Below are 21,515 nucleotides of genomic sequence, written 5' to 3' on the forward strand. Positions count from 1 at the left end.
GTGGGGGGCTCAGGGCTCGGCGGCAGAGCGGGTGAACAGCTTGCCACGCCAGTAGCGCCAGGCAAGAAACCCGAACAGGCCCGCCATGATCAGCCAGAAGCCCACACCCTGCCAGTAGGCAATCGGATCGGTGGCAAGGAAGTAGTCCCGCGGCGGGCGGACGAAATGGATGCTGCCGGTGGCGAGCGCATGCGCCGCCTTATATACCGCCGCCAGCGCTGGCGAGAACCAGACCAGCAGTGCGGCTGCGATGATCAGCCGGTCGAGTCCGGGGGAAGGACGACTGCGCGCGCTGTAGACGCTGCGCACGCCGAACCACACGGCCAGCAGCAGACCGATCACCACCGCGAGGGGGCCGATCGCCATGGTGGCGCCCAGCAGGGTGGCTGCGGCGAGGAAAGGGATGCCTTCGAGTTGCACGATCTCGGGCCACAGGCGTTCGAGCTGGGAGAACAGGAGCCAGGATGCGGGCAGCGCCACGAAGCTGACAAGCAGGCTGAAGAATGCACGCCTGCGCGCCACATCGCCGGGCGGATGCGCGCTCGGCAGCGCTGTGCCGGAGAAAGCGCCGCCCGGGGACGACGGGTTGGATGCGGGGGTATCGAGGGAAGCTGAGGGGCGTTGGGACATGGCAGAGCAGCGGGGCGCTGTGGAGAGGCAGGGGCTCGGGTGGTTGGGGGATTCAGGCAGGCGCAAGCGCCTGCTTGTGGACGCAGTTTTGGACGCAGTGTACTACCTGGGTGCGGCGTACGTGGGCGCGCTTTCCGTGCGCGGGCGCTTTTGCGGAGCGGATTCTGGCCGTGGATGCCGGGGTTGAGGCCTTGTAGGGGCTCATGCGAAGTATCCATGCAGGAACCAACGCCCGCCCCGATCCAGATCGCTGAAAATCCAGCACAGCACATGCCCGGGGTCGCGCGCGCGGTAATAGTCCCTGCGCACAGGCTGGCCGTCCCACCAGCCTGTTTCGATGCGCTCTGCGCAGCCGAGCAGAGTGAACCGCTCCGCGAGGATCGGGCGCGGTACGGGCAGCAACCACAGCGGACGCTCACGCGCGTGTGCAGCGGGGGGCAGGTGCGCCGTGGCGCGGTATGCGGGAACCGGCTCCCGGGCGGAGTGGGCGCGATCCGGCACGTGCACCTGCAGGGCTGCCTCCGGGCGGTGCTCGGGCCGGGTGCCCAGCCGGAGTACGCCGGAATCGCCCAAGCGTGCGCGCAGTCGGGCGAGGAGCAGAAAGGCGTCTGCCGCCTCCTGTCCGGTGTCACCAAACAGGTCGCCGCTGGGTGTACTGGCTTGCATGGTGCGATCTGCCCGCACACGCAGTGCGCAGACCTCGGCGGGCAGGGGCAGCGAGGCAAGGCGTTCGCGTGCGATCAGCGCAAAACGCTGGGCGTCCGCCGACGGCTGGCCGAAAAGAAGTTCGAGCACGGTGGTCGGTTCGTGCTCGTACTCCAGGCTCAGGGTGCAGGCGTCGAGGGCGGCATGGCGCGCCTGCAGCCATGCGGCAAGGCTGGCGAACAGCCTCCGGGCGGCGAAATGCAGCGCTTCGGCATGGTGCGTCGGCGCCGGGAGCGTCAGCGCATGGTCGAAACCCTGCGGGGGGTCGAACCAGGGGCGCAGGTCGGCGAGTGTGCCGCGTGCGCGTGCGAGCGCTTCGCTGACCGCTTGCGCCTGGCGACGGGCCAGTCCTGCGGCAGGCAGTGTTTGCACCTGGCCGAGGGTCTGCATGCCGAGACCGGCGAGAAGCTCGCAGGTCTCGGCGTCGCAGCCGCTGTCCGCGAGCACGCTCGGGGGGAGCTCGTCCAGGTGCCGGAGCCAGTCCTCCTGCTCATCGTCCGCATCCAGCCGGCCTGCGGCGCTGCGGGCGAACCAGTGGGCGGCGAGAGGCGTTGGCGCACAGGCGAGCCGTGCCTCGAACCCGAGCGTGCGCAGTGCCTGCTCCAGTTCGTGCGCGATCCGGTGCGTACCGCCGAACAGGCGTAGTGTTGTGGACACCTCGAGCAGCACAGCATCCGGTGGTGCCAGGCTGATGCGTGGGGTGAAGCGTGCAGCCCAGAGGGCGATCTCTTCCAGCGCGGCACGCTCGCGTGCCGGCGCGCGCGCGCGCAGCGAAAGCACGGGAAGCAGGCTCAGCGCACTGGCCGGGCGTAGCCCCGGCACGATGCCGAGCGCACGCGCAGGGGCATTCGCGGCGATCAGCTGCGCACGCGGGGGCGGAGAGGCGACTGCGAGCGGCTGCGGCGAGGACATGGCGCGGGTGAAGACCTGCAAGGGCAACTCGGGCAGTACGATGGCGAGCCACAGCATGGCGCGCAGGCTCAGCGGACCAGGGTCAGGGGGGGTGAAGTGGGGGCAGCCACCCCCGGCGACCCTGCGGTAGCCCGGGGCGGCCCGTTCCCAGGTGTCTCGTTCGCCCATGCTTCAGGTGCGGTCCCGGTGATCGGAGCGGCGGCAGGCGGCTCCGGCCCGCCGGCGGCATGCAGGTTCAACAACAACGGCTCCGCGAGAGGCGGGCCACGCCGCTTGAGCACATGGATCTGCAGGCCCTGATCATGTGCGGCAAGCGCCAGGCGCAGTGGCGCGGGCGATGAATGCTGCGCCGTGCTGTGCGGACGAAAAAGAAAAATGGGGGTGGCGCTTTCCTCGGCTGCGAGTTGCAGGCGTCTGAGTGCGGTGTTATCTCCCTGCAGGGCCCATGCAAGCACGCATGCGCAGTTGCCCGAAGCGGTCGCCTGGCGTGCGGCCCAGAGCAGATTCTGGCGGCTGCGGGTGCGCACCAGCAGCAGGCGTGACAGGGGTACGCCTGCGTGTGCCAGTGCAGGGGCGTAAGGCAGCAGGGGCGGAGCAATCCAGATCACCCATTGGGTCTGTGTCACGCGGCGCAACAGGGGCAGGAGCAGGGAGAGCTCCCCGACGCCGGGGCGGTTGCACAGCAGTTCGATCAGCGCGCCGGCTGGCCAGCCGCCACCCGGCAGCGCCGCATCAAGCTCGGCGAAGCCGCTCGGAAGCACCCGTGCCCGCCCCTGTGCAAGCTGGTTTGCTTGCCAGACACTGCCGGCCGGCAGCTTGGCGAGCGCATTGGCGAGCGCATCCGTGCCGGCGGACAGGGAAAGGGGCGAGGATGCAGAAGGGCGCACAGAGGGGGGCGCAGGCAGGGAGGCATGCTGCGGCGCGTCCCCGGCGTGGCGAAGCGGGATGGCCATGGTGGTCGCGCCATCGGAATCGACGTCAGTGATCCTTGCGGATCAGCCCGACCATGATGCCTTCGATCACCACGGGCGCCTGGCGGGTGTCGACGACGATGGGCGTGTAGTCCGGGTTTGCCGGCAGGAGTTCGACCACCGGGCCCTTGCGCTGCAAGGTTTTGACCGTGACGTCGTCGTCGACGCGGGCGACCACGATCTGGCCGTTGCGCGCCTCGGTACTGCGGTGCACGGCGATGAGGTCGCCGTCGAGGATGCCGGCATCGCGCATGCTCATGCCGCGCACGCGCAGCAGGTAGTCGGCCTTTGGCGAGAAGAGGGTAGGGTCGAGCTGGAAGCGCGCTTCGACATGCTCGGCGGCGAGGATTGGACTGCCCGCGGCAACCCGCCCAACCAGTGGCAGTCCGAGCGCCTCGGCGAGGCGGATGCCGCGGGCGCGGCCTTCCTCGAGCAGGATGGCGCCCTTGGCGGCGAGTGCGCGCAGATGGGTCTCGGCGGCGTTGGGCGAGCGGAAGCCGAAGGCGGTGCACACTTCGGCGCGCGTGGGCGGGCGGCCCTCGGATTCGACGGTGGCACGGATGAAGTCGAGGATTTCCTGCTGGCGTGCGGTAAGGTTTTCGCTACGGGCGCTCATGTCAGCCTCCAATGGATGGCTGTAATTTTAAACAGTTGTGCGCCGAGAGCAAGCGGTAAGGCAGAAACCAGAAACCGCAGTGGGCGCAATTCCAGCCCCCCGGGTGGTCCAGCACCATCGCATGCATGGTCTCGGGCAGGTTCTGGAAAGAACGGTGCGGGGCGGCTTTCGGCATGGTGCGGTTCTCCTGGCTGTTCGAGGCAATGATGCGCTGCATCTTGAGCCTGCGCCCGATATGGGCTATTGCTTCAGTCTCGGGCGTGGCTGCAGGTGCGCACCGAAACGAACCATACGACAAGGGACGCGTCTGCCTGCCCGGCTGGCGCAGTTTCCGGAAGCTGTCCTGGCCAGCGTCGGTAGTGTTGGCCGGGGCTCTCGGCTAGAATCCGCCCCTCATCACGGAGAACACATGCTCAAAAGCGGAGATACCGCCCCCGCCTTTACGTTGCCTGATGCCGACATGGAAATTTTCGACCTCGCGTCGGAGGTCGGCAAGCATCATGTCGTTCTTTACTTCTACCCCCGCGACAAGACCCCGGGCTGCACGCTCCAGGCCGCAGATTTCAGCGACCACGAGGACGAGTTCGCCCTTTTCGACTGCATCGTGGTCGGCGTGAGTCCGGACGATTGTCTGACGCACGCCGAGTTTCGTGACCAGGAAGGTTTGTCGATCCGTCTGCTCTCCGATGCGGATACCGAGGCGTGCCGTCTCTACGGTGTCTGGCAGGAACGGGAAGTCGACGGCGTGAAGAAGATGGGTGTGCGGCGATCGACCTTCATCATCGACAAGGAAGGCTGCATTCGCCACGCGCTCTACGATGTGACACCCCGTGGCCACGCCGCCGCGGTTTTCGAACTGGTCAAGGAACTGGAACCCCGAAATGCAAAACGAAATCGTAAAAAATAGCGTGGTCACGCTACAGTACACCGTGCGCGATCCGGAAGGCAGCGTCATCGACGACGGGCAGCACCCGCTGGTGTATCTGCATGGCGGCTACGACGGCATCTTCCCGGTGCTTGAAGAAGCGCTGCATGGCCGGAAGCTCGGTGAGCAACTGCAGGTCAAGCTGCAGCCCGAGGATGCCTTCGGCGACTACGACGAGGAGCTGGTCCTGGTCGAGGACGCCAAGCTCTTCCCGGACAACATCGAGGTGGGCATGAGCTTCGAGCGCGTCTCGGACGACGGCGAGGAAGACATGGTCTACCGCATCACCGACATCGCCGACGGCAAGGTCGTGGTCGATGGAAACCACCCGCTGGCCGGTGTGGCGCTGGTATTCGACATCACTGTCGCTGAAGTGCGGGCGGCCAGCGCCGAGGAGCTCTCCCACGGCCACGTTCATGGTCCGGGCGGACATCACCACCACTGATATCGCCGAATCTCCACTGCTTCAGGTCGCCGGCCTGAGCGTGGAGATTGCGCGCGCCGGCGGCGAGATTCGTCCTGTCGACGGCGTCGACCTCGAGATCCGCAGCGGAGAAACGCTCGCCCTGCTGGGCGAGTCCGGCTGCGGCAAGTCCATGACGGCACTGGCGCTGACCCGCCTGCTCCCCGATGGCGGGCGCATTGCGGGTGGCAGCGTCCGTCTGGGCGGAGAGAACCTGCTCGCGCTGCCCGAGGCGGCGATGCGCAAGGTGCGCGGCGGGCGCATCGGCATGATCTTCCAGGAGCCCGCCACCAGCCTCAATCCGGTGATGAGCGTGGGCGCGCAGATCGTCGAGGCGCTCGCGGCGCACGGCCTGCGCGGCGAGGCGGCGCGCGAGGAAGCCTGCAGGCTGCTCGAGGCGGTGGGTATTCCCGACCCCGCGCGGCGGCTGCGGGAATATCCCTTCCAGTTCTCCGGCGGCATGAAGCAGCGCGTGATGATCGCGATGGCGCTGGCCGGCCGGCCGCGCCTGCTGATCGCTGACGAGCCGACCACGGCGCTCGATGTCACCATCCAGGCGCAGGTGCTCGATCTGCTCGCCGACATCCAGCGGCGCGAAGGCATGGCCATGCTGCTGATCACGCACGATCTGGGCGTGGTGGCGCGCATGGCGCACAGGGTCGGCGTGATGTACGCCGGCCAGGTCGTGGAAACCGGAGCGCGGGCCGATTTCTTCACCGCGCCACTTCACCCCTATTCGCGCAAGCTCTTTGCCGCGCTGCCCGGCACCGAGAAGCGCGGCAGCCCGCTCGACGCGCCTGCGGGCAGCGTGCCGCCGCTCGATCGCAGCTTCGTGGGCTGCCGTTTCGCCGAGCGCTGTCCCATGGCTTTCGACCGTTGCGACGAGGAGTCGCCGGCGTGGCACCACGTGGGTGTGCAGGCGGTGCGCTGCCACCTGTACGAAGGGGTGAGCGTGCCGCGCGCGCTCGAGATGCAGGTTGCAGTGGGCGTGCCGGAGGCGCGCTCGGGGGGTTCCCAGGCGGTGCTCGAGGTGCGCGATCTGGCGGTGCATTTTCCGGTGCGCAAGGGACTGCTCCAGCGCCCGGTGGGCTACGTGCGAGCGGTTGACGGCGTCAGCCTGAGGCTGATGCCGGGGCGCACCCTGGCCCTGGTGGGCGAGTCGGGGTGCGGCAAGACCACAGTGGGCAAGGCGATCCTGCGCTTGATCGAGCCCAGCGCCGGCAACCTGCTGCTGGATGGCGAGGCCTATTCGGCCTTACCGCGGCAGGCGCTGCATGCGCTCAGGGGGGCGGTACAGATGGTGTTCCAGGATCCGTTCGCTTCGCTGAACCCACGCATGCGGGTGGGCGAGATCATCGCGGAGGGGCTACAGGCGCTGGGTGTCGAGACCGACCCCAATACATGTCAGGTGCGCGTCGCGGAACTGCTCGAGCGCGTGGGACTTTCGGGCGACATGCGCTGGCGCTATCCGCACGAGTTCTCCGGCGGGCAGCGTCAGCGCATCGCCGTAGCGAGGGCGCTGGCGGTTTCTCCGCGAGTGATCGTGTGTGACGAGCCGACGAGTGCACTCGACGTGTCGGTCCAGGCGCAACTGCTCAACCTGATGCGTGCCCTTCAGCACGAGCAGCAATTGGCCTACCTGTTCATCACACACAATCTCGCGGTGGTCGAGTACCTGGCCGACGACGTCGCGGTGATGTACCTCGGCCGGATCGTGGAAGAGGGGCCACTCGCACGCGTGCTTGGCGCGAGCGCCCATCCCTATACCCGGGCGCTTCTGGCAGCGGTGCCACGGCTGGGCGAAGAGGAGGAGAGGGGCGATGCTTCTGCCGAGGAGGAGCATGCAGCCCGTGCCGCGCAGATGATCGAGCTGCCGTCGCCCTTGAACCCGCCCGCGGGTTGTCATTTTCATCCGCGTTGCCCGCTGGCGAGCGACGTTTGCCGCGCAAGTTATCCCGGCACGACAGAACTTGGGCACGGACACCGTGTGCGCTGTCATTGGCCGCAAACCCAGCCGCAAACCCGGGTCTGAACGGCGCTCCGCGCAGCCGTGTGTCAGCGCGCCGCCTTGCGCTTGGCGCCCGACCTTGCCGTGTTGCGTGGCTGCGAGCGGGGCGACTTGAGCCCGGTGGCGCCTCCCTTCTTGGAGGGGGCGTTCAGCTTCAGTCCCTGCGGGCGAACGAGGGCTGCACGCAGGGGCAACAGGCTGACCACTTCCAGGGCCCCGTCCGGATCGACGCCGTCCGGTACCAACAGCGCGTAGCCCGGAGCGGGCTGGCTTCCTGGGGCAAGGCCGTTGAGCTTGAGCAGCTGGGCATGGCTGATGCCATGCCGTGCCGCCAGTGCCTGCAGGGTTTCACCCTTGGCCAGACGATGAATGCGCCAGCTCCCGTCCTCCTCGTCGAGTTCGGCCAGCCCTTCCTGCAATTGACTGGCACGGTCGGCCGGCACGACAAAGCTCTGTCCCGGCAGGGTGACGGCCGGGCGATTGAAGCCCGGGTTCAGGGCCAGGAATTCGTCCAGCGGCATGTCGGACAGCCGCGCTGCAGTAGCCAGATCGACGCCGATCGGCGCATCCACGCTGACGAAGTGCAGCTCGTTGGCGACATAAGGCAACTCGAAGTGGAACAGTTCTGGTTGCGCGACGATGTTCTTGATGGCCTGCAGCTTGGGGATGTATTTCTGCGTCTCTTCCGGCATGCGCAGGTGCTTGTACTCGAGCGGCAGTCCCTCTTCGGCATTGCGCTTGAGGGCGCGCTGCACCGAGCCTTCTCCCCAGTTGTACGAGGCAAGCGCGAGGTGCCAGTCGCCATGCATGTCGTAGATGCGCTGCAGGTAGTCGAGGGCTGCATTGGTGGAGGCGATGACGTCGCGACGCTCGTCGATCCAGTGGTTCTGCGCGAGGTTGTAATGCTGACCGGTGGATGGGATGAACTGCCAGAGCCCAGAGGCATGCGCGCGTGAGTAGGCCATCGGGTTATAGCTGCTCTCGATCATCGGCAGCAGGGCGATCTCGGTCGGCATGCCGCGCCGTTCGAGTTCGTCGACGATGTAGTAGAGGTAACGTCCGCCCCGTTCGAACACCTGCTTCAGGAAGCGGGGACGGTTCAGGTAAAAACTCTGCTGTTCCATGACGCGCGGGCTGTCCAGGTCCGGCATGCCGAAGCCGCGCCGGATGCGGTCCCAGATGTCGTTGGCGTCGCGGGTCAGGTCGAGGGTGAGCACGCGCGCGGCCGTGACGGGCGGCAAAAGCGCAGCGCGCTGACCAGTCGTAGCCGATGCAGTAGAAAGGTCGGCTGCGGGCGCCATGGGGGTGGGCAAGGCCCCGGCTGCATCCGGTGTCTGCGCACCGGGGGGCTGTGGGTCGGCGGCCTGCAGATCGGTGCGCTGCGGGTGGATGGCCTGGGCAGGCTGCGCGGCCTGCGCCCCGGCTTGCGCACCGCTGGCGGTGGCATGAAGGCAGAGGGCGGCGGAGAGCACAAGTGCGATGGCACGCAGCAGGGCGGACAGGGTCATCGGCCCCCGGCCATGGAGGGCATCCTTTGGCTTCATGTGCGGTTCAGAACTGATCCTTCCAGGCGCGCAAGGCGGCAAGACAGGCTTGCGCATCGGCGGGCCGGACGCCGCTGTGGGCCTGCACCGCGGAGAGAATGCCGGGGCGGTCGCAGCGCAAGAAGGGATTGATCTCGCGCTCGAGCCCGATCGTGCTCGGCAGGGTCGGTTCGCCGCGGGCCCGCAGCGCTTGACAGTGTTCGGCGTGCCGGTCGCGGGCAGGGTTGTCCGGCTCGGCGGCGCGTGCAAACGCAAGATTGGACAGGGTGTATTCGTGGGCGGCGCAGACGCGCGTCTCGGCGGGCAGCGCGGCAAGTCGTGCGAGTGCAGCACCCAACTGGGCCGGCGTGCCCTCGAAGAGGCGCCCGCAGCCAGCCGAAAAAAGCGTGTCGCCGCAGAACACCACGCCGGGTTCGATGTCCATGCTCAGGTAAGCGACGTGACCAGCGGTGTGCGCGGGGACCCCGAGCACGCGGAAGCGCGCGGCCGGGTGGACCAGGTGGATCTCGTCGCCCTCGGCGACCGGGTGGCTCACGCCCGTGATCGCCTCGGCCGCTGGTCCATGGACCGGCACCTGCCACGCGGAGAGGAGCCTGGCAAGACCGCCGATATGGTCGGCGTGGTGGTGGGTGATGAAGATCGCCGAGAGCGACAGGCCGAGGCGCTGCAGGGCCTCTTCAACCGGGGCGGCATCGCCCGGGTCGACCACCGCCGCATGACGGCCGTCGTGCATCAGCCAGATGTAGTTATCGCGGAAGGCAGGAAGAGGGATAATGTGCATCCGCGAATTGTGAGGACCTGAGTGACGATGTCAATCCTCCGGCTCGAGGAATGGCTGCAGACGCCGCAGGGGCGGTACCTGCTCGACTGGGAGCAGTCGGTGCTGGACCAGTGCCTGGCGGACCTCTTCGGCTACTACGCGGTGCAGGTCGGCCTGCCGGGCATCGATCTCCTGCGGGCGAATCGCATGCCGCAGCGCGTACGCTGCTGTGCCACCGACGCGGGAGCGGACGTGCTTGCGCAGCCTCATGCGCTTCCCCTCGCGAGTGGCAGTGTGGATCTGGTGGTGCTGCCGCATGTGCTCGAGTTCTCCCCCCATGCGCACACAATCCTGCGTGAAGTGGAGCGTGTGCTGGTTCCGGAAGGCAGCGTGATCGTGACCGGGCTGAACCCGCTTAGCCTTTGGGGGCTGCGCAGGATGATGGCACGGGCCGGTGCCGAATCTCCGTGGCGGGGGCGCTATCGCACGGTGATGCAGATCCGCGATTGGCTCGGTTTGCTGGGTTTCGAGATTCAGCACAACGCCTTCGGTTGTTACGCACCGCCGCTACGCAACCCGCGCTGGCGCTGCCTGGACCGGGCCGGTGCGCGCTGGTGGCCCGTGTTGGGCGCGGGCTATATGGTGCATGGGGTGAAGCGGGTGCAAGGCATGCGGCTGATCACCCCTCATTGGCGAGGCCGCAAGGCAAGTACGAAACGGCTTTCTCCCGTTGCGCAGCGCGACGGGAGCACGAGGACATTGCTTTAGACATGGAAGAAGTGGATATCTACACCGACGGCGCCTGCAGCGGCAATCCAGGGCCGGGCGGCTGGGGTGCGATCCTGCGTTCGGGTCCGCACGAGAAGGAGATCTGGGGGGGCGAGCCGGACACCACGAACAACCGCATGGAGCTGCTTGCGGTGATCCGGGCACTGGATGCGCTCAAGCGCCCGGTCACGGCGCGGGTCCACACCGACAGCCAGTACGTGCAGAAGGGAATCTCCGAGTGGATTCACGGCTGGAAGGCGCGCGGCTGGAAGACGGCTTCCAAGGAGCCGGTGAAGAACGCAGACCTGTGGCGTGCATTGGATGCGGCGGCGGCCCGCCACCAAGTGAAATGGCTTTGGGTGCGCGGCCACTCGGGCCATCCCGAGAACGAACGGGCCGATGCGCTGGCGCGGCGGGGCGTCGATGCGGTGCGCCGGAATGGCGCGTCGGCGCAGGGCTGAACGGAGAGCGGGAATGCGACAGATCGTACTCGACACTGAAACCACTGGCCTGGACTGGCGTAACGGAGATCGCGTCATCGAGATCGGCTGCGTCGAATTGCTCAACCGCAGCCTCACCGGGCGTCACTATCACGTGTATATCAACCCGGGGCGGAGCATCGACGCGGAGGCCGTCGCGGTGCATGGCATCACCGAGGAGTTTCTCGCCGACAAGCCCAAGTTCGCCGATATCGTCGCCGAGTTCGAGGACTTCGTCCGCGACGCCGAACTGGTGATCCACAACGCGAGCTTCGACGTCGGCTTCCTCGACTGCGAACTGGACCTGCTCGGGCGTGGAAAGCTCGCCGCGCTATGCGCGGGTGTGGTCGACACGCTCAAGATGGCCAAGGAGCAGAATCCGGGCAAGAAAGCTTCGCTCGATGCGCTGTGCGATCGCTACGAGGTCGACAATGCGCACCGCGAGTTGCACGGCGCGCTGCTGGACGCCGAGTTGCTCGCCGAGGTGTATCTGGCGATGACCCGCGGCCAGGAGAGCCTGATGATCGGGCTCGAAGACGAAGTGCCGATGCCGGAGTCCGATGCGGGCGGCGCACCGGCCGTGCGCCCGGCGCTCAAGGTGTTGCGTGCGACCGAGGACGAACTGAAGGCGCACGCCGAGGTCCTCGATGCGATCGCCAAGGCAAACAAGGGCGTATGCCTGTGGTTGCCGCCCGCAGAACAGGCGTCGCCCGCCGCTTGAAACAGCGCCGTCACGCGAGGGCGCTCAGCGCTCCTCGTTGCGCACCTTCTCGAGGCCTCTGAGGATGTCGCGGCGCGAAATCTGGCCCACCAGACGCGATCCTTCGCATACCGGCAGGCAGCGGTAGTGCTTGCTCAGGAACAGCTGGATCGCGTCGATCAGGCTGGCATCGCCCGAGATCGAAGTGACGTCGCGACTCATGAAGTCCTGCACCGTGCCTTCCTCGCGTCGGAAGTAGGAGGCATCAAGCGCAGCCTTCAGGCAGTCCTTCTCCGACAGAAAGCCGATCAGGCGACTGTTGTCATCCACTACGGGCGCGCCGCTCAGGCCATGCTTGAGCAGGGTGTGCACCGCCTTGAGCAGGTTGGTATCGGATTTGAAGGCGAGGTGGTCACCCACCATGTAGTCCTTGACAAGCAGGGAACTGAGCATGCTTTCTCCTGAGTGGAATCAGTGTTGTTCTTCGGTTTGGGCCGCGTCGAGGCGAGCCTGGCGCTTCGAACACGGGTTGCTGCAGCCGCAAGCGCCACCGCTCGCACCCAGCCCACCGCAACTGCCTGCAATGGGCTTGCGTCCGAACATGACGCCAATGGCCATGGCACCGATCACGATGCCGATCACGACGAAGGCGATCAGGAAGGTGTTCATGCGTTCAATCCTCTTTGCACAGGGCCTCGCGACCCGACGTTGAGGTGGACAATAACGCGCGCGAGGCGTTTATGGCCACGTTTTACAGTCGCAGTACGCCACCGGGCAAGGCGCTCGATGCCTCCAGACGGGTGACGGTAGGAAGCAGGTCCAGTCCCGTCTCGGCCTTGAGCGTTCGTGCGCGTTCCCGCAGGTCTTCGATGCTGCGCTCGATGGGCTCTCCATCGGCGCCGAAAGCCACGACGTTGCCGCTGTCGCAGGACGGAAAGGCAAGCGCGCGATCATCGAAGGCGCGCACGATGCGCTCGAGGCTCGCCTTGTAACCGCGCGAACGACCGAAGAGGTTCACCGCCATGATGCCTCGCTTCGACAGCCGCGCCCGCACTGCCTGGTGGAAGGGCTCGGTGTCGAGCACGCCCGCGCGCGCGTTGCGGTCGAAGCCGTCAACGAGCACGTAGTCCCACGCTTCGTCGTGCTCGAGCACGAACTGTGCACCGCAGCCGATGTGCACCGAGAAGCGCGCGTCCTCCGCCGGCAGCTTGAAGAACTGGCGCGCCGCGGCGACCACCGCGGGCGCGATCTCGACCACGCGGATCTTCGCCTGCGGCAGGTGGTGATGCACGAAGCGCGCCAGCGAGGCCGCGCCCAGGCCGATGATCAGCACCTTGCGCGGCCAGTGCGCGCCGTCGGCGGCGAGACCGTCGCGCAGCAGCAGTCCGGCCATCATCTCGCGGGTGTAGGCGAGCTCGAGCGCATGCGGCTTGCGGATGCGCATCGCGCCCTGGATCCAGTCGGAGCCGAAGTGCAGGTAGCGCACGCCGGCTTCTTCGGAGATCTCGATTGGCGGGTTCATGCGTTGTGGTCTCCGGCCAGGCGCTTGAGGGCGTAGAGGCGCTCGAGCGCCTCGCGCGGGGTGAGCGCGTCCGGGTCGATGTCGGCGAGCTCGGTGAGCACCGGGTGCGACAGCGGCGCGTCCTCCGGTTCAGGCAGCGCGGCGAAGAGGTCGGCCTGCGGGCCGGCCTCGATCTCGCGGTTCTCCAGCGCGCGCAGTCGCCGCTTGGCGTCGCGGATCACCGCGGCCGGGATGCCGGCGAGCGCGGCGACCTCGATGCCGTAGCTCTGGCTCGCCGGGCCTTCCTCCAGCGCGTGCAGGAAGACGATGCGGTGGCCGTGCTCGACCGCGTCCAGGTGCACATTCGCGCACTCGGGGTAGTCGGCGTTGAGCCGGGTGAGCTCGAAGTAGTGCGTGGCGAACAGCGTCAGCGCGCGCGACTTCTCCAGCAGGTGGCGGGCGATCGCGAAGGCGAGCGCGAGGCCGTCGAAGGTCGAGGTGCCGCGGCCGATCTCGTCCATCAGCACCAGGCTGCGTTCGGTGGCGCCGTGCAGGATGGCAGCCGCCTCAGTCATCTCGACCATGAAGGTCGAGCGCCCGGAGGCGAGGTCGTCGGATGCACCGATGCGGGTGAAGATGGCATCCAGCGGGCCGAGCTCTGCTGCATCCGCGGGCACGAAGCTGCCGACGTGGGCGAGCAGGCAGATGAGCGCGACCTGGCGCATGAAGGTCGATTTGCCGCCCATGTTGGGGCCGGTGATCATCAGCATGCGGCGCGTGGCGGCCAGGCGCGCGTCGTTGCGGATGAAGCTCTCGACCTGGCGCTCGACCACCGGATGACGGCCGCCGACGATGTTCAGGCCCGGCGTGTCGACGAAGCGCGGCTGCACGTAGCCGTAGCGCAGTGCGGCCTCGGCCAGCGCCGCGAGACCGTCGAGCAGGGCCAGCGCGCGCGCGATGCGCTGCAGCGCCGGGATGTGTGCGGCGAGCACGTCCAGCACTTGGTCGAAGAGGAGCTTTTCACGTGCCAGCGCACGCTCGTTGGCCGACAGCGCCTTGTCCTCGAAGGCCTTGAGCTCGGGCGTGATGTAGCGCTCGGCGTTCTTCAGCGTCTGGCGGCGGCGGTAGTCGTCGGGCACCTTGTCGGCGTTGGCGCGGCTGACCTCGATGTAGAAGCCGTGCACCTTGTTGAACTCGACCTTGAGCCCGGGGATGCCGCTGCGCTCGCGCTCGCGCGCCTCCAGCGCCATCAGGAACTCGCCGCAGTTGGTCTGGATGCCGCGAAGCTCGTCGAGCTCGGCATCGAAGCCGGGGGCGATCACACCGCCGTCGCGCACCATGGCGGCGGGTTCGGCGGCGATGGCCTGCTGCAGCAGCGCGAGCGGCTCGGGGGCGATGGCGAGCGCGCCGACGATCTCGGCGAGCAGCGGCGCGCGGCAGGGGGCGAGCGCGGCGGCGAGCTCGGGCAGCCGCAGCAGGCTCTCGCGCAGCGCGGAGAGGTCGCGCGGGCGGGCGCTGCGCAGCGCGATGCGGGCGGTGATGCGGTCGACGTCGGCCACGCCACGCAGCGCGCCGCGCACGGCGAAGGCGACGCGGCCGTCGCGCCCGGCCAGCGCGAACCCACCGGCGGCTGCGTCCGTGTGCTCGCTCATCTCGCTTTCGACCGTACCCACGAGTTCCGCCACCGCGGCATGGCGCGCGGCGGGTTCGGTGCGGTCGCGCAGCGGGTGGTGCAGCGCATGGCGCAGCCAGCGCGAGCCCATGCTGGTCACGCAGGTGTCGAGCAGAGAGAGCAGGGTGGGCGAGGGCTCGCCGCGCAGGGTCTCGGTGAGTTCCAGGTTGCGCCGGGTGGCGGCGTCCAGACGCAAGGTCTCCGATTCGCGCTCGACGACGAGGCTGGTGACGTGGGCGAGCGTCTGGCGCTGGGTGGCCTGGGCGTAATCGTACAGGGCCGCGGCGGCGCCGAGCGCCACCGGCAGGTCCTCGACGCCGAAGCCGGCGAGGTCGCGGGTGCCGAAGTGGGTGGTGAGCAGGCGCGTGCCGGTCTCGGCGTCGAACTGCCAGTCTGCCAGCCGGCGCTGCGCGGGGGCGAGCGCGTCGAGGAGCGGCAGGGCGAGGCCGTCGGGCACCAGCACCTCGGCCGGACGCAGGCGCTCGAACTGCGCCTGCAGCGCGTCCGACGGGCACTGCATGAGGCGGAAGTCGCCGTTGGCGAGGTTCAGCCATGCCAGCCCGAGCACGCCGCGGTGCAGGCTGGCGGCGAGCAGCAGGGAATCGCGGCGGTCATCGAGCAGCGCGGCGTCGGTCAGCGTGCCGGGGGTGACGATGCGGCTCACCGCACGCTCCATCGGTCCCTTGGTTGCGCCCGGCTCACCGACCTGCTCAGCGATCACCACCGATTCGCCGAGCCTGACCAGGCGCGCGAGGTACTGCTCGACTGCGTGGAAGGGCACGCCTGCCATGCGGATCGGCTTGCCACCCGACTGGCCGCGGGTGGTGAGCGTGATGTCGAGCAGGCGCGCGGCCTTCTCGGCGTCGTCGAAGAAGAGCTCGTAGAAATCGCCCATGCGGTAGAAGAGCAGGGTGTCCGGATGCTGCTGCTTGATCCGGAGGTACTGCTGCATCATGGGGGTGTGGGCGGCAATCTCCGCCTCGCTCAGGCTGGCCGGGCGCGCAGCCGCTTCGCCGCGCGATCGCTTGCTCGCTGCCAAGACGGCCTCAGGCCTGCATGTTGGCCGGGCGCCAGGCCTGAATGATGGGCAGCAGCTGGCCGAAGATCTTCGGCGTGGCGGCTACCACGTTACCGGAGGTGAGGTAGTTGCCCTCGCCCGACAGGTCCGACACCAGTCCACCCGCTTCCTGAATCAGCAGCACGCCAGCGGCCATGTCCCACGGCGACAGACCCATTTCCCAGAAGCCATCGAAACGGCCGGCGGCTACGTAGGCGAGGTCGAGCGAGGCAGCGCCCGGACGGCGGATGCCGGCGGTCTTCTGGGTGAGTTCCTTGAACATGCCCAGGTAGGCATCCACGTTGTCGGACTGGCGGAAAGGAAAGCCGGTGCCGATCAGGGCTTCGTTGAGGCGGGTGCGACGAGAGACGCGGATGCGGCGGTCGTTAAGGAAAGCGCCGCTGCCGCGCGAGGCGGTGAAGAGTTCGTTGGTATTGGGATCGTAGACCACGCCATGCTCCAGCACGCCGTTCTTCGTCTGCGCGATCGAGATCGCATACTGCGGGAAGCCGTGAATGAAGTTGGTGGTTCCGTCGAGCGGATCGATGATCCAGTTGAACTCGCTTTCCTGACCGTTCGCCGGCCCGGTCTCGCCGGACTCCTCTGCTAGAATCCCGTGCCCCGGGAAGGCGTCGCGCAGCACCTCGATGATGGCCTGCTCTGCGGCACGGTCCACTTCGGTGACGAAATCGTTGGGGGACTTGGACTGCACGGTCAGCAGGTCGAGCTGGTTCGCCGCGCGGTTGATGACGGACGCGGCGCGACGGGCGGCCTTGACGGCGATGTTCAGGGTGGGATGCATGCGGATCGGTCTCGGTTAAAGAATCGGGGCCTGCGACGTGCAGCGCGCGGGGCGTCAGGGACGCCTTGCCGTCTTATCGCCTTCACGTTCCGGGCAGGCAGCCCGGCAAATTCGGAAAACGCGGAATTTTAATATGAATCGCCCCCTTGCGCTCGACCGTATCCGTGTTGTCCTGTCGCGTACCAGCCACCCGGGAAACATCGGCGCTGCCGCTCGCGCGATGAAGACCATGGGTCTGCGCGACCTGTGGCTGGTGGCGCCGGAGTCGTTCCCGGATGAGGTGGCCACGGCCCGCGCCTCGGGTGCCGTGGACCTGCTCGAATCGGCCCACGTGGTCGGCAGCCTGCAGGAGGCGCTGGCCGACACCGTGTTTTCCGCCGCCCTGACGGCACGTCGGCGCGAGCTTTCGCTCCCGCGCCAGCAGGCAAGGGATGCCGCGCTGGAGCTGGTTTCGCGCACGCAGGATGGCGTGGTTGCACTGGTGTTCGGCAACGAGACCAGCGGCCTGACCAACGAGGAGGCCGCGCTGTGCAGCCTGCCGGTGACGGTCCCGACCGATCCCGACTTTTCTTCGCTCAATCTGGGGGCTGCCGTGCAGGTGTTGGCCTATGAGTTGCGGATGGCGGTACTCGGTGCCGAGGCTGCGCCTGCAGATCCGCAGCCGGAGCCCGCGACCCATGCCGATTTCGAGGGTTTCATGGCGCATCTCGAACGTGCCGTGACCGCAAGCGGCTTCCACGATCCCACCACGCCCAAGCGCTTGTTGCCGCGCATGCGACGACTCTTTAACCGAGTACGGCTCGAGCGCGAGGAGGTCGCGCTGCTGCGCGGCATGCTCACGACCTTTGAGACGCCGCGCAAGCGGGGCTGAGCACCCGGCTGCATGCCGTGCGCTGCGCAGACGGGGCTTTCTGCCGCTTGCGATAGTCGATTAAAATTGTCGGAAATTCAGCGCAGCCCTCGCTGTGCGACCTCCCTGCACGCTTTCTTGTCCCATCCTGGAGTTTCTCCATCATGTTCAGCCGCCTTCGAGAAGATCTGGCCAGCGTTCGCGAGCGCGATCCTGCCGCGCGCTCCACGCTCGAGGTGCTGACCTGTTATCCGGGTATTCATGCCCTGATGTTTCATCGCCTGGCACACGGTGCATGGCAGCGGGGCTGGCATTGGCTCGGGCGCTTTCTCAGCCATGTCGGGCGCTTCTTCACGGGCATCGAGATCCATCCCGGTGCAGTGATCGGGCGGCGGGTGTTCATCGACCACGGCATGGGGGTGGTGATCGGTGAGACGGCTGAAATTGGGGACGATTGCACGATCTACCAGGGCGTGACCCTTGGGGGGACGTCGCTGTATCGCGGTACCAAGCGTCACCCCACGCTCGGTCGCGGCGTCGTGGTCGGTGCAGGGGCAAAGGTGCTGGGCGGCTTCACCGTAGGCGAGGGGGCAAAGATCGGCTCGAACGCGGTGGTGGTGAAACCGGTGCCGGACGGGGCTACGGCGGTGGGAAACCCGGCACGCATCCTCGATCCGGAGCGGGATGCTGCACGCGAGCAGAAGGCGGAGGAGATCGGATTCAGCGCCTACGGTGTCACACGCGACATGGACGACCCGGTTGCGAAGGCTTTGCATGGTTTGCTGGATCATGCGGTGGAAACCGACCGCCGCATGCACGCCATCATCGCGCGCCTCGAGGCGCAGGGTGTCAAGCTGGATGACGTCGCCGAGGCGAGTGACGATTTCGACGCAGGTCGGCTGTCGAAGATGGTCGATTAGGCGGGTGGCGACTGTCGGGTGTCTGGACGCATAGGGACCGGGTCAGGCTGACGGCTGAGTAGTTGACCGTTTTTGTCGGGATAAGTATAGTCGAGCGAAATTGTAGGGTATTCGATGGAGTGAGCGCGGACACGGTTGTGCCGCAGTGCGCGGCTGATCTTGGGCCCTCTGCGGCTTCATCCCGGCTATGGCTGTTCGACTTTAGCTGTTCGAATTTCCCTGCCGCTTTTGCCCCCAGCAGATTTATTTCAGGAGCACGCATGAGACTGACGACCAAGGGCCGCTTCGCCGTTACGGCGATGATCGACCTGGCTTCGCGCGAAGCCGATGGGCCGGTCACGCTGGCCGGTATTGCAGACCGGCAGAAAATCTCGCTCTCCTATCTCGAACAACTTTTCGGCAAGCTGCGCCGTCACGACCTGGTGAGCAGCGTGCGCGGCCCGGGGGGAGGCTACCGGCTGGCGCGCGACATGGCGGAGATCACCGTGGCTGACATCATCGTCGCGGTGGATGAGCCGCTTGACGCGACCCAGTGCGGCGGCAAGGAAAACTGTCACGACGCCCATCGCTGCATGACGCACGACCTGTGGGCGAATCTCAACAAGCGCATGTACGCCTATCTGGATTCGGTAACCCTGGACGCTCTGGTGAATCGCCGCATCCTGCCGGACTCCGAAACCTCGGTGCTCAAGAACATGCACCGCCGAAGCATGGCAGCCACCCGTCAGGTCGCGGCGGTCTGAGCGCAGTCCGCATCCATTCACGACGTAGTATGCGCTTTACGCCCACTTACCTAGACTGGAACGCAAGCACGCCGCTGGACCCCGTAGTGCGCGAGGCGATGCTGCCCTGGCTGGGTGCGGCCGAGCCGGCACGCTTCGGCAACGCGTCCAGCCGTCACGAGTATGGTCGTCAGGCGCGTGCAGCCGTGGATGAGGCGCGCGCGCGCGTGGCGACGGCAGTCGGCGCACATGCGACCGAGGTGATCTTCACGAGCGGCGGGTCGGAGGCGAACAACCTCTTCCTCAAGGGCGCGGCCGGCGTCATGAAGCCGGGCCTGGTGGCCGTGAGCGGCATCGAACACCCTTGCGTGCGTGAGCCTGCACGACAGCTGCGGCGCAGCGGCTGGACGATGCGCGAGATCGCGGTGGACGTCCAAGGGCGCGTGGCACAGGAGGATTGGCAGACGGTGCTGTCCGACAAGCCGCGTCTGGTGTCGGTGATGCTGGCGAACAACGAGACCGGCGTGATTCAGGACATCGGTAGCCTGGCTGTAGAAGCTCGCGCTGCCGGCGCGCTGTTTCACTCGGATGCGGTGCAGGCGCTGGGCAAGATCGAGGTCGACTTTCGCGGCCTCGGTGTCCATGCGCTCACGCTTTCCGCGCACAAGATCGGCGGGCCGCTGGGGGCGGGGGCGCTCGTTGTGGACAAGCGTGTCGAGCTCGCGCCCTTGATCGCTGGTGGCGGTCAGGAGCGGGGGTTGCGCTCCGGCACCGAGAACGTGGCGGCGATCGTCGGCTTCGGCGCTGCCTGCGAGCTTGCTGTCGCGCGGCGCGAGGCGGAACATGCGCGCCTGACCACGCTGCGCGACGAGATCGAAGCTGCGCTGGCGGCGCGTGGTGCGCAGATTTTCTCTGCTGGCGCGCTGCGCCTGCCGAATACCGTATTCTTCGCCCTCGCCGGAATTGACGGTGAGACCCTCGTGGGCAAGCTCGACCGTGCGGGCTTCGCCTGTGCGAGTGGTTCCGCCTGTTCGAGCGCAAACCCCGAGCCTTCGCATACCCTGCTTGCGATGGGGGTGGAGCCCGGTCTTGCGCGCGGTGCGCTGAGGGTGAGTCTTGGTCGCGACACCTGCGAAGACGACGTGCGGCGTTTTGTGCAGACCTTTGTCCGCGTCGCAGACGAATTGAAGAACCTGGCGTCGGTGGCGCGCTGAACGACACGCCCCGGCAGACGTGATACACGAACAACGAACTTGCGGAGAGACGCAATGCTGAAGTTCCCCATCTACCTTGACTACTCGGCCACGACCCCGGTGGATCCGCGCGTCGCGCAGAAGATGATCCCCTGGCTCACCGAGCATTTCGGCAACCCCGCCAGCCGCTCGCACGCCTTCGGCTGGGAAGCCGAGAAGGCCGTCGAGGACGCGCGTGAACAGGTTGCCGCATTGGTGAATGCGGACGCCAAGGAGATCATCTGGACCTCCGGCGCCACCGAGTCGAACAACCTTGCGATCAAGGGCGCTGCGCACTTCTATCAGGGCAAGGGCAAGCACGTCATCACCGTCAAGACGGAACACAAGGCCGTGCTCGACACGGTGCGCGAGCTCGAGCGCGAGGGTTTCGAGGCCACGTATCTCGACGTGCAGGAGAACGGCCTGATCGATCTCGAGGTGCTCAAGGCGGCGATCCGCCCTGACACCATCCTGATCTCGGTAATGTTCGTGAACAACGAGATCGGTGTGGTGCAGCCGATCGCCGAGATCGGCGAGCTGTGCCGCGAGAAGGGCATCGTCTTCCACGTCGACGCTGCGCAGGCGACCGGCAAGGTGGACATCGACCTGGCCAGGCTCAAGGTGGATCTGATGAGCTTCTCGGCGCACAAGACGTACGGCCCCAAGGGCATCGGCGCGCTGTACGTGCGCCGCAAGCCGCGCGTGCGCCTGGAAGCGCAGATGCACGGCGGCGGCCATGAGCGCGGCCTGCGCTCCGGCACGCTCGCCACTCACCAGATCGTGGGGATGGGTGAAGCCTTCCGCATTGCACGCGAGGAGATGGCCGGGGAAAATGCGCGCATCACCAAGCTGCGCGACAAGCTGCTCGCCGGCCTGACCGACATCGAGGCCACCTATGTGAACGGCGACCTCGAGCACCGTGTGCCGCACAACCTGAACATCTCCTTCGCCTACGTCGAAGGCGAGTCGTTGATCATGGCGATCAAGGACATCGCGGTGTCGTCCGGTTCGGCGTGCACCTCGGCCAGCCTGGAGCCGTCCTATGTGCTGCGCGCGCTGGGTCGCAACGACGAGCTTGCGCACAGCTCGATCCGCTTCACCATCGGCCGCTTCACCACGGAAGAGGAAGTCGACTTCACGATCGACCTGCTGCACAAGAAGATCGGCAAGCTGCGCGAGCTCTCCCCGTTGTGGGAGATGTACAAGGACGGCGTGGATCTTGACGCCGTGCAGTGGGCGGCGCACTGATCGGTACGCGCGCGGTCGAAGCAACAGAGA

Annotated in this window: 23 protein-coding genes; 11 read left to right on the forward strand and 12 right to left on the reverse strand. The window is 67.1% G+C overall.

The genetic code is table 11. The annotated features are described in order from the left end of the window. Positions 1-9 precede the first annotated feature (9 nt). From ACPT9U_RS03005 to ACPT9U_RS03025, 5 genes are all read right to left on the reverse strand, one after another. Positions 10-630 (reverse strand): hypothetical protein, encoded by a 621-nt coding sequence (locus ACPT9U_RS03005; RefSeq protein WP_435749833.1) that lies wholly within the window; start codon positions 628-630, stop codon positions 10-12. A gap of 201 nt (positions 631-831) precedes the next feature. Continuing rightward, positions 832-2,415, reverse strand: a complete 1,584-nt coding sequence (locus tag ACPT9U_RS03010; protein WP_435749834.1) for a Y-family DNA polymerase — start codon at positions 2,413-2,415, stop codon at positions 832-834. Continuing rightward, positions 2,316-3,200 (reverse strand): translesion DNA synthesis-associated protein ImuA, encoded by an 885-nt coding sequence (gene imuA / locus ACPT9U_RS03015; protein WP_435749835.1) that lies wholly within the window; start codon positions 3,198-3,200, stop codon positions 2,316-2,318. The genes ACPT9U_RS03010 and imuA overlap by 100 nt, the downstream gene beginning before the upstream one ends. A 25-nt stretch (positions 3,201-3,225) precedes the next feature. After that, the gene (lexA, locus tag ACPT9U_RS03020; protein ID WP_435749836.1) at positions 3,226-3,834 is read right to left on the reverse strand and encodes a transcriptional repressor LexA; all 609 of its coding nucleotides are present in this window, start codon (positions 3,832-3,834) and stop codon (positions 3,226-3,228) included. 1 nt (position 3,835) lies between these two features. Further along, a complete protein-coding gene (locus ACPT9U_RS03025; RefSeq protein WP_435749838.1) occupies positions 3,836-4,051 on the reverse strand; it encodes a hypothetical protein in 216 nt (71 codons plus the stop codon). Between the two features lie 192 nt (positions 4,052-4,243). Here ACPT9U_RS03025 and ACPT9U_RS03030 point away from each other — a divergent pair, with 192 nt between their 5' ends. From ACPT9U_RS03030 to ACPT9U_RS03040, 3 genes are read left to right on the forward strand one after another with little or no spacing between them, the layout of a single operon-like run. After that, positions 4,244-4,741 (forward strand): peroxiredoxin, encoded by a 498-nt coding sequence (locus tag ACPT9U_RS03030; protein WP_418362700.1) that lies wholly within the window; start codon positions 4,244-4,246, stop codon positions 4,739-4,741. Then, on the forward strand, positions 4,716-5,204 hold the full coding sequence (locus tag ACPT9U_RS03035) for an FKBP-type peptidyl-prolyl cis-trans isomerase (RefSeq protein ID WP_418362701.1): 489 nt from the start codon (positions 4,716-4,718) through the stop codon (positions 5,202-5,204). The genes ACPT9U_RS03030 and ACPT9U_RS03035 overlap by 26 nt, the downstream gene beginning before the upstream one ends. Next, entirely contained in the window at positions 5,176-7,254 is a 2,079-nt protein-coding gene (locus tag ACPT9U_RS03040; RefSeq protein WP_435749839.1) for an ABC transporter ATP-binding protein, read from the forward strand. The genes ACPT9U_RS03035 and ACPT9U_RS03040 overlap by 29 nt, the downstream gene beginning before the upstream one ends. A gap of 23 nt (positions 7,255-7,277) precedes the next feature. On the opposite strand, the gene ACPT9U_RS03045 is transcribed toward ACPT9U_RS03040, so the two are convergent. Then, on the reverse strand, positions 7,278-8,774 hold the full coding sequence (locus ACPT9U_RS03045) for a transglycosylase SLT domain-containing protein (RefSeq protein WP_435749840.1): 1,497 nt from the start codon (positions 8,772-8,774) through the stop codon (positions 7,278-7,280). 7 nt (positions 8,775-8,781) lie between these two features. Next, complete coding sequence (gene gloB / locus ACPT9U_RS03050) at positions 8,782-9,555, reverse strand: hydroxyacylglutathione hydrolase (RefSeq protein WP_435749841.1); 774 nt, start codon at positions 9,553-9,555, stop codon at positions 8,782-8,784. Between the two features lie 27 nt (positions 9,556-9,582). Between gloB and ACPT9U_RS03055 the strand changes: the two genes are divergently transcribed. The 3 genes from ACPT9U_RS03055 to dnaQ are packed head-to-tail and all read left to right on the forward strand — an operon-like array spanning position 9,583 to position 11,502. After that, positions 9,583-10,302, forward strand: a complete 720-nt coding sequence (locus ACPT9U_RS03055) for a class I SAM-dependent methyltransferase (RefSeq protein ID WP_435749842.1) — start codon at positions 9,583-9,585, stop codon at positions 10,300-10,302. Positions 10,303-10,304: 2 nt separating this feature from the next. Continuing rightward, positions 10,305-10,763, forward strand: a complete 459-nt coding sequence (rnhA, locus tag ACPT9U_RS03060) for a ribonuclease HI (RefSeq protein WP_418362706.1) — start codon at positions 10,305-10,307, stop codon at positions 10,761-10,763. A 13-nt stretch (positions 10,764-10,776) separates the two neighbouring features. After that, entirely contained in the window at positions 10,777-11,502 is a 726-nt protein-coding gene (gene dnaQ / locus ACPT9U_RS03065) for a DNA polymerase III subunit epsilon (protein WP_418362707.1), read from the forward strand. A 24-nt stretch (positions 11,503-11,526) separates the two neighbouring features. Here the strand turns inward: dnaQ and ACPT9U_RS03070 are convergent, their stop codons facing one another. From ACPT9U_RS03070 to ACPT9U_RS03090, 5 genes are all read right to left on the reverse strand, one after another. Next, a complete protein-coding gene (locus tag ACPT9U_RS03070) occupies positions 11,527-11,934 on the reverse strand; it encodes a CBS domain-containing protein (protein ID WP_435749843.1) in 408 nt (135 codons plus the stop codon). 18 nt (positions 11,935-11,952) lie between these two features. Continuing rightward, the gene (nqrM, locus tag ACPT9U_RS03075) at positions 11,953-12,150 is read right to left on the reverse strand and encodes a (Na+)-NQR maturation NqrM (protein WP_418362709.1); all 198 of its coding nucleotides are present in this window, start codon (positions 12,148-12,150) and stop codon (positions 11,953-11,955) included. A gap of 82 nt (positions 12,151-12,232) precedes the next feature. Continuing rightward, positions 12,233-13,003: a fused MFS/spermidine synthase gene (locus ACPT9U_RS03080; RefSeq protein WP_418362710.1), complete on the reverse strand. Its 771-nt coding sequence runs from the start codon at positions 13,001-13,003 to the stop codon at positions 12,233-12,235. After that, positions 13,000-15,606 (reverse strand): DNA mismatch repair protein MutS, encoded by a 2,607-nt coding sequence (gene mutS / locus ACPT9U_RS03085; protein ID WP_435749910.1) that lies wholly within the window; start codon positions 15,604-15,606, stop codon positions 13,000-13,002. The genes ACPT9U_RS03080 and mutS overlap by 4 nt, the downstream gene beginning before the upstream one ends. A gap of 94 nt (positions 15,607-15,700) precedes the next feature. Further along, entirely contained in the window at positions 15,701-16,513 is an 813-nt protein-coding gene (locus tag ACPT9U_RS03090; protein WP_418362711.1) for an inositol monophosphatase family protein, read from the reverse strand. 133 nt (positions 16,514-16,646) lie between these two features. Here ACPT9U_RS03090 and ACPT9U_RS03095 point away from each other — a divergent pair, with 133 nt between their 5' ends. The 5 genes from ACPT9U_RS03095 to ACPT9U_RS03115 all read left to right on the forward strand — a co-directional run bounded on the left by ACPT9U_RS03095 (position 16,647) and on the right by ACPT9U_RS03115 (position 21,485). Next, on the forward strand, positions 16,647-17,384 hold the full coding sequence (locus ACPT9U_RS03095; RefSeq protein WP_418362712.1) for an RNA methyltransferase: 738 nt from the start codon (positions 16,647-16,649) through the stop codon (positions 17,382-17,384). Between the two features lie 143 nt (positions 17,385-17,527). Further along, positions 17,528-18,283, forward strand: a complete 756-nt coding sequence (gene cysE, locus ACPT9U_RS03100; protein ID WP_418362713.1) for a serine O-acetyltransferase — start codon at positions 17,528-17,530, stop codon at positions 18,281-18,283. 260 nt (positions 18,284-18,543) lie between these two features. Next, positions 18,544-19,026, forward strand: a complete 483-nt coding sequence (gene iscR, locus ACPT9U_RS03105; RefSeq protein ID WP_418362714.1) for a Fe-S cluster assembly transcriptional regulator IscR — start codon at positions 18,544-18,546, stop codon at positions 19,024-19,026. 29 nt (positions 19,027-19,055) lie between these two features. Then, on the forward strand, positions 19,056-20,219 hold the full coding sequence (locus tag ACPT9U_RS03110) for a cysteine desulfurase family protein (RefSeq protein ID WP_418362715.1): 1,164 nt from the start codon (positions 19,056-19,058) through the stop codon (positions 20,217-20,219). 54 nt (positions 20,220-20,273) lie between these two features. Next, positions 20,274-21,485: an IscS subfamily cysteine desulfurase gene (locus tag ACPT9U_RS03115; RefSeq protein WP_435749844.1), complete on the forward strand. Its 1,212-nt coding sequence runs from the start codon at positions 20,274-20,276 to the stop codon at positions 21,483-21,485. Positions 21,486-21,515: the final 30 nt, after the last annotated feature.

It is taken from the genome of Thauera sp. AutoDN2, from assembly GCF_051280715.1.
Lineage (GTDB): Bacteria > Pseudomonadota > Gammaproteobacteria > Burkholderiales > Rhodocyclaceae > Thauera.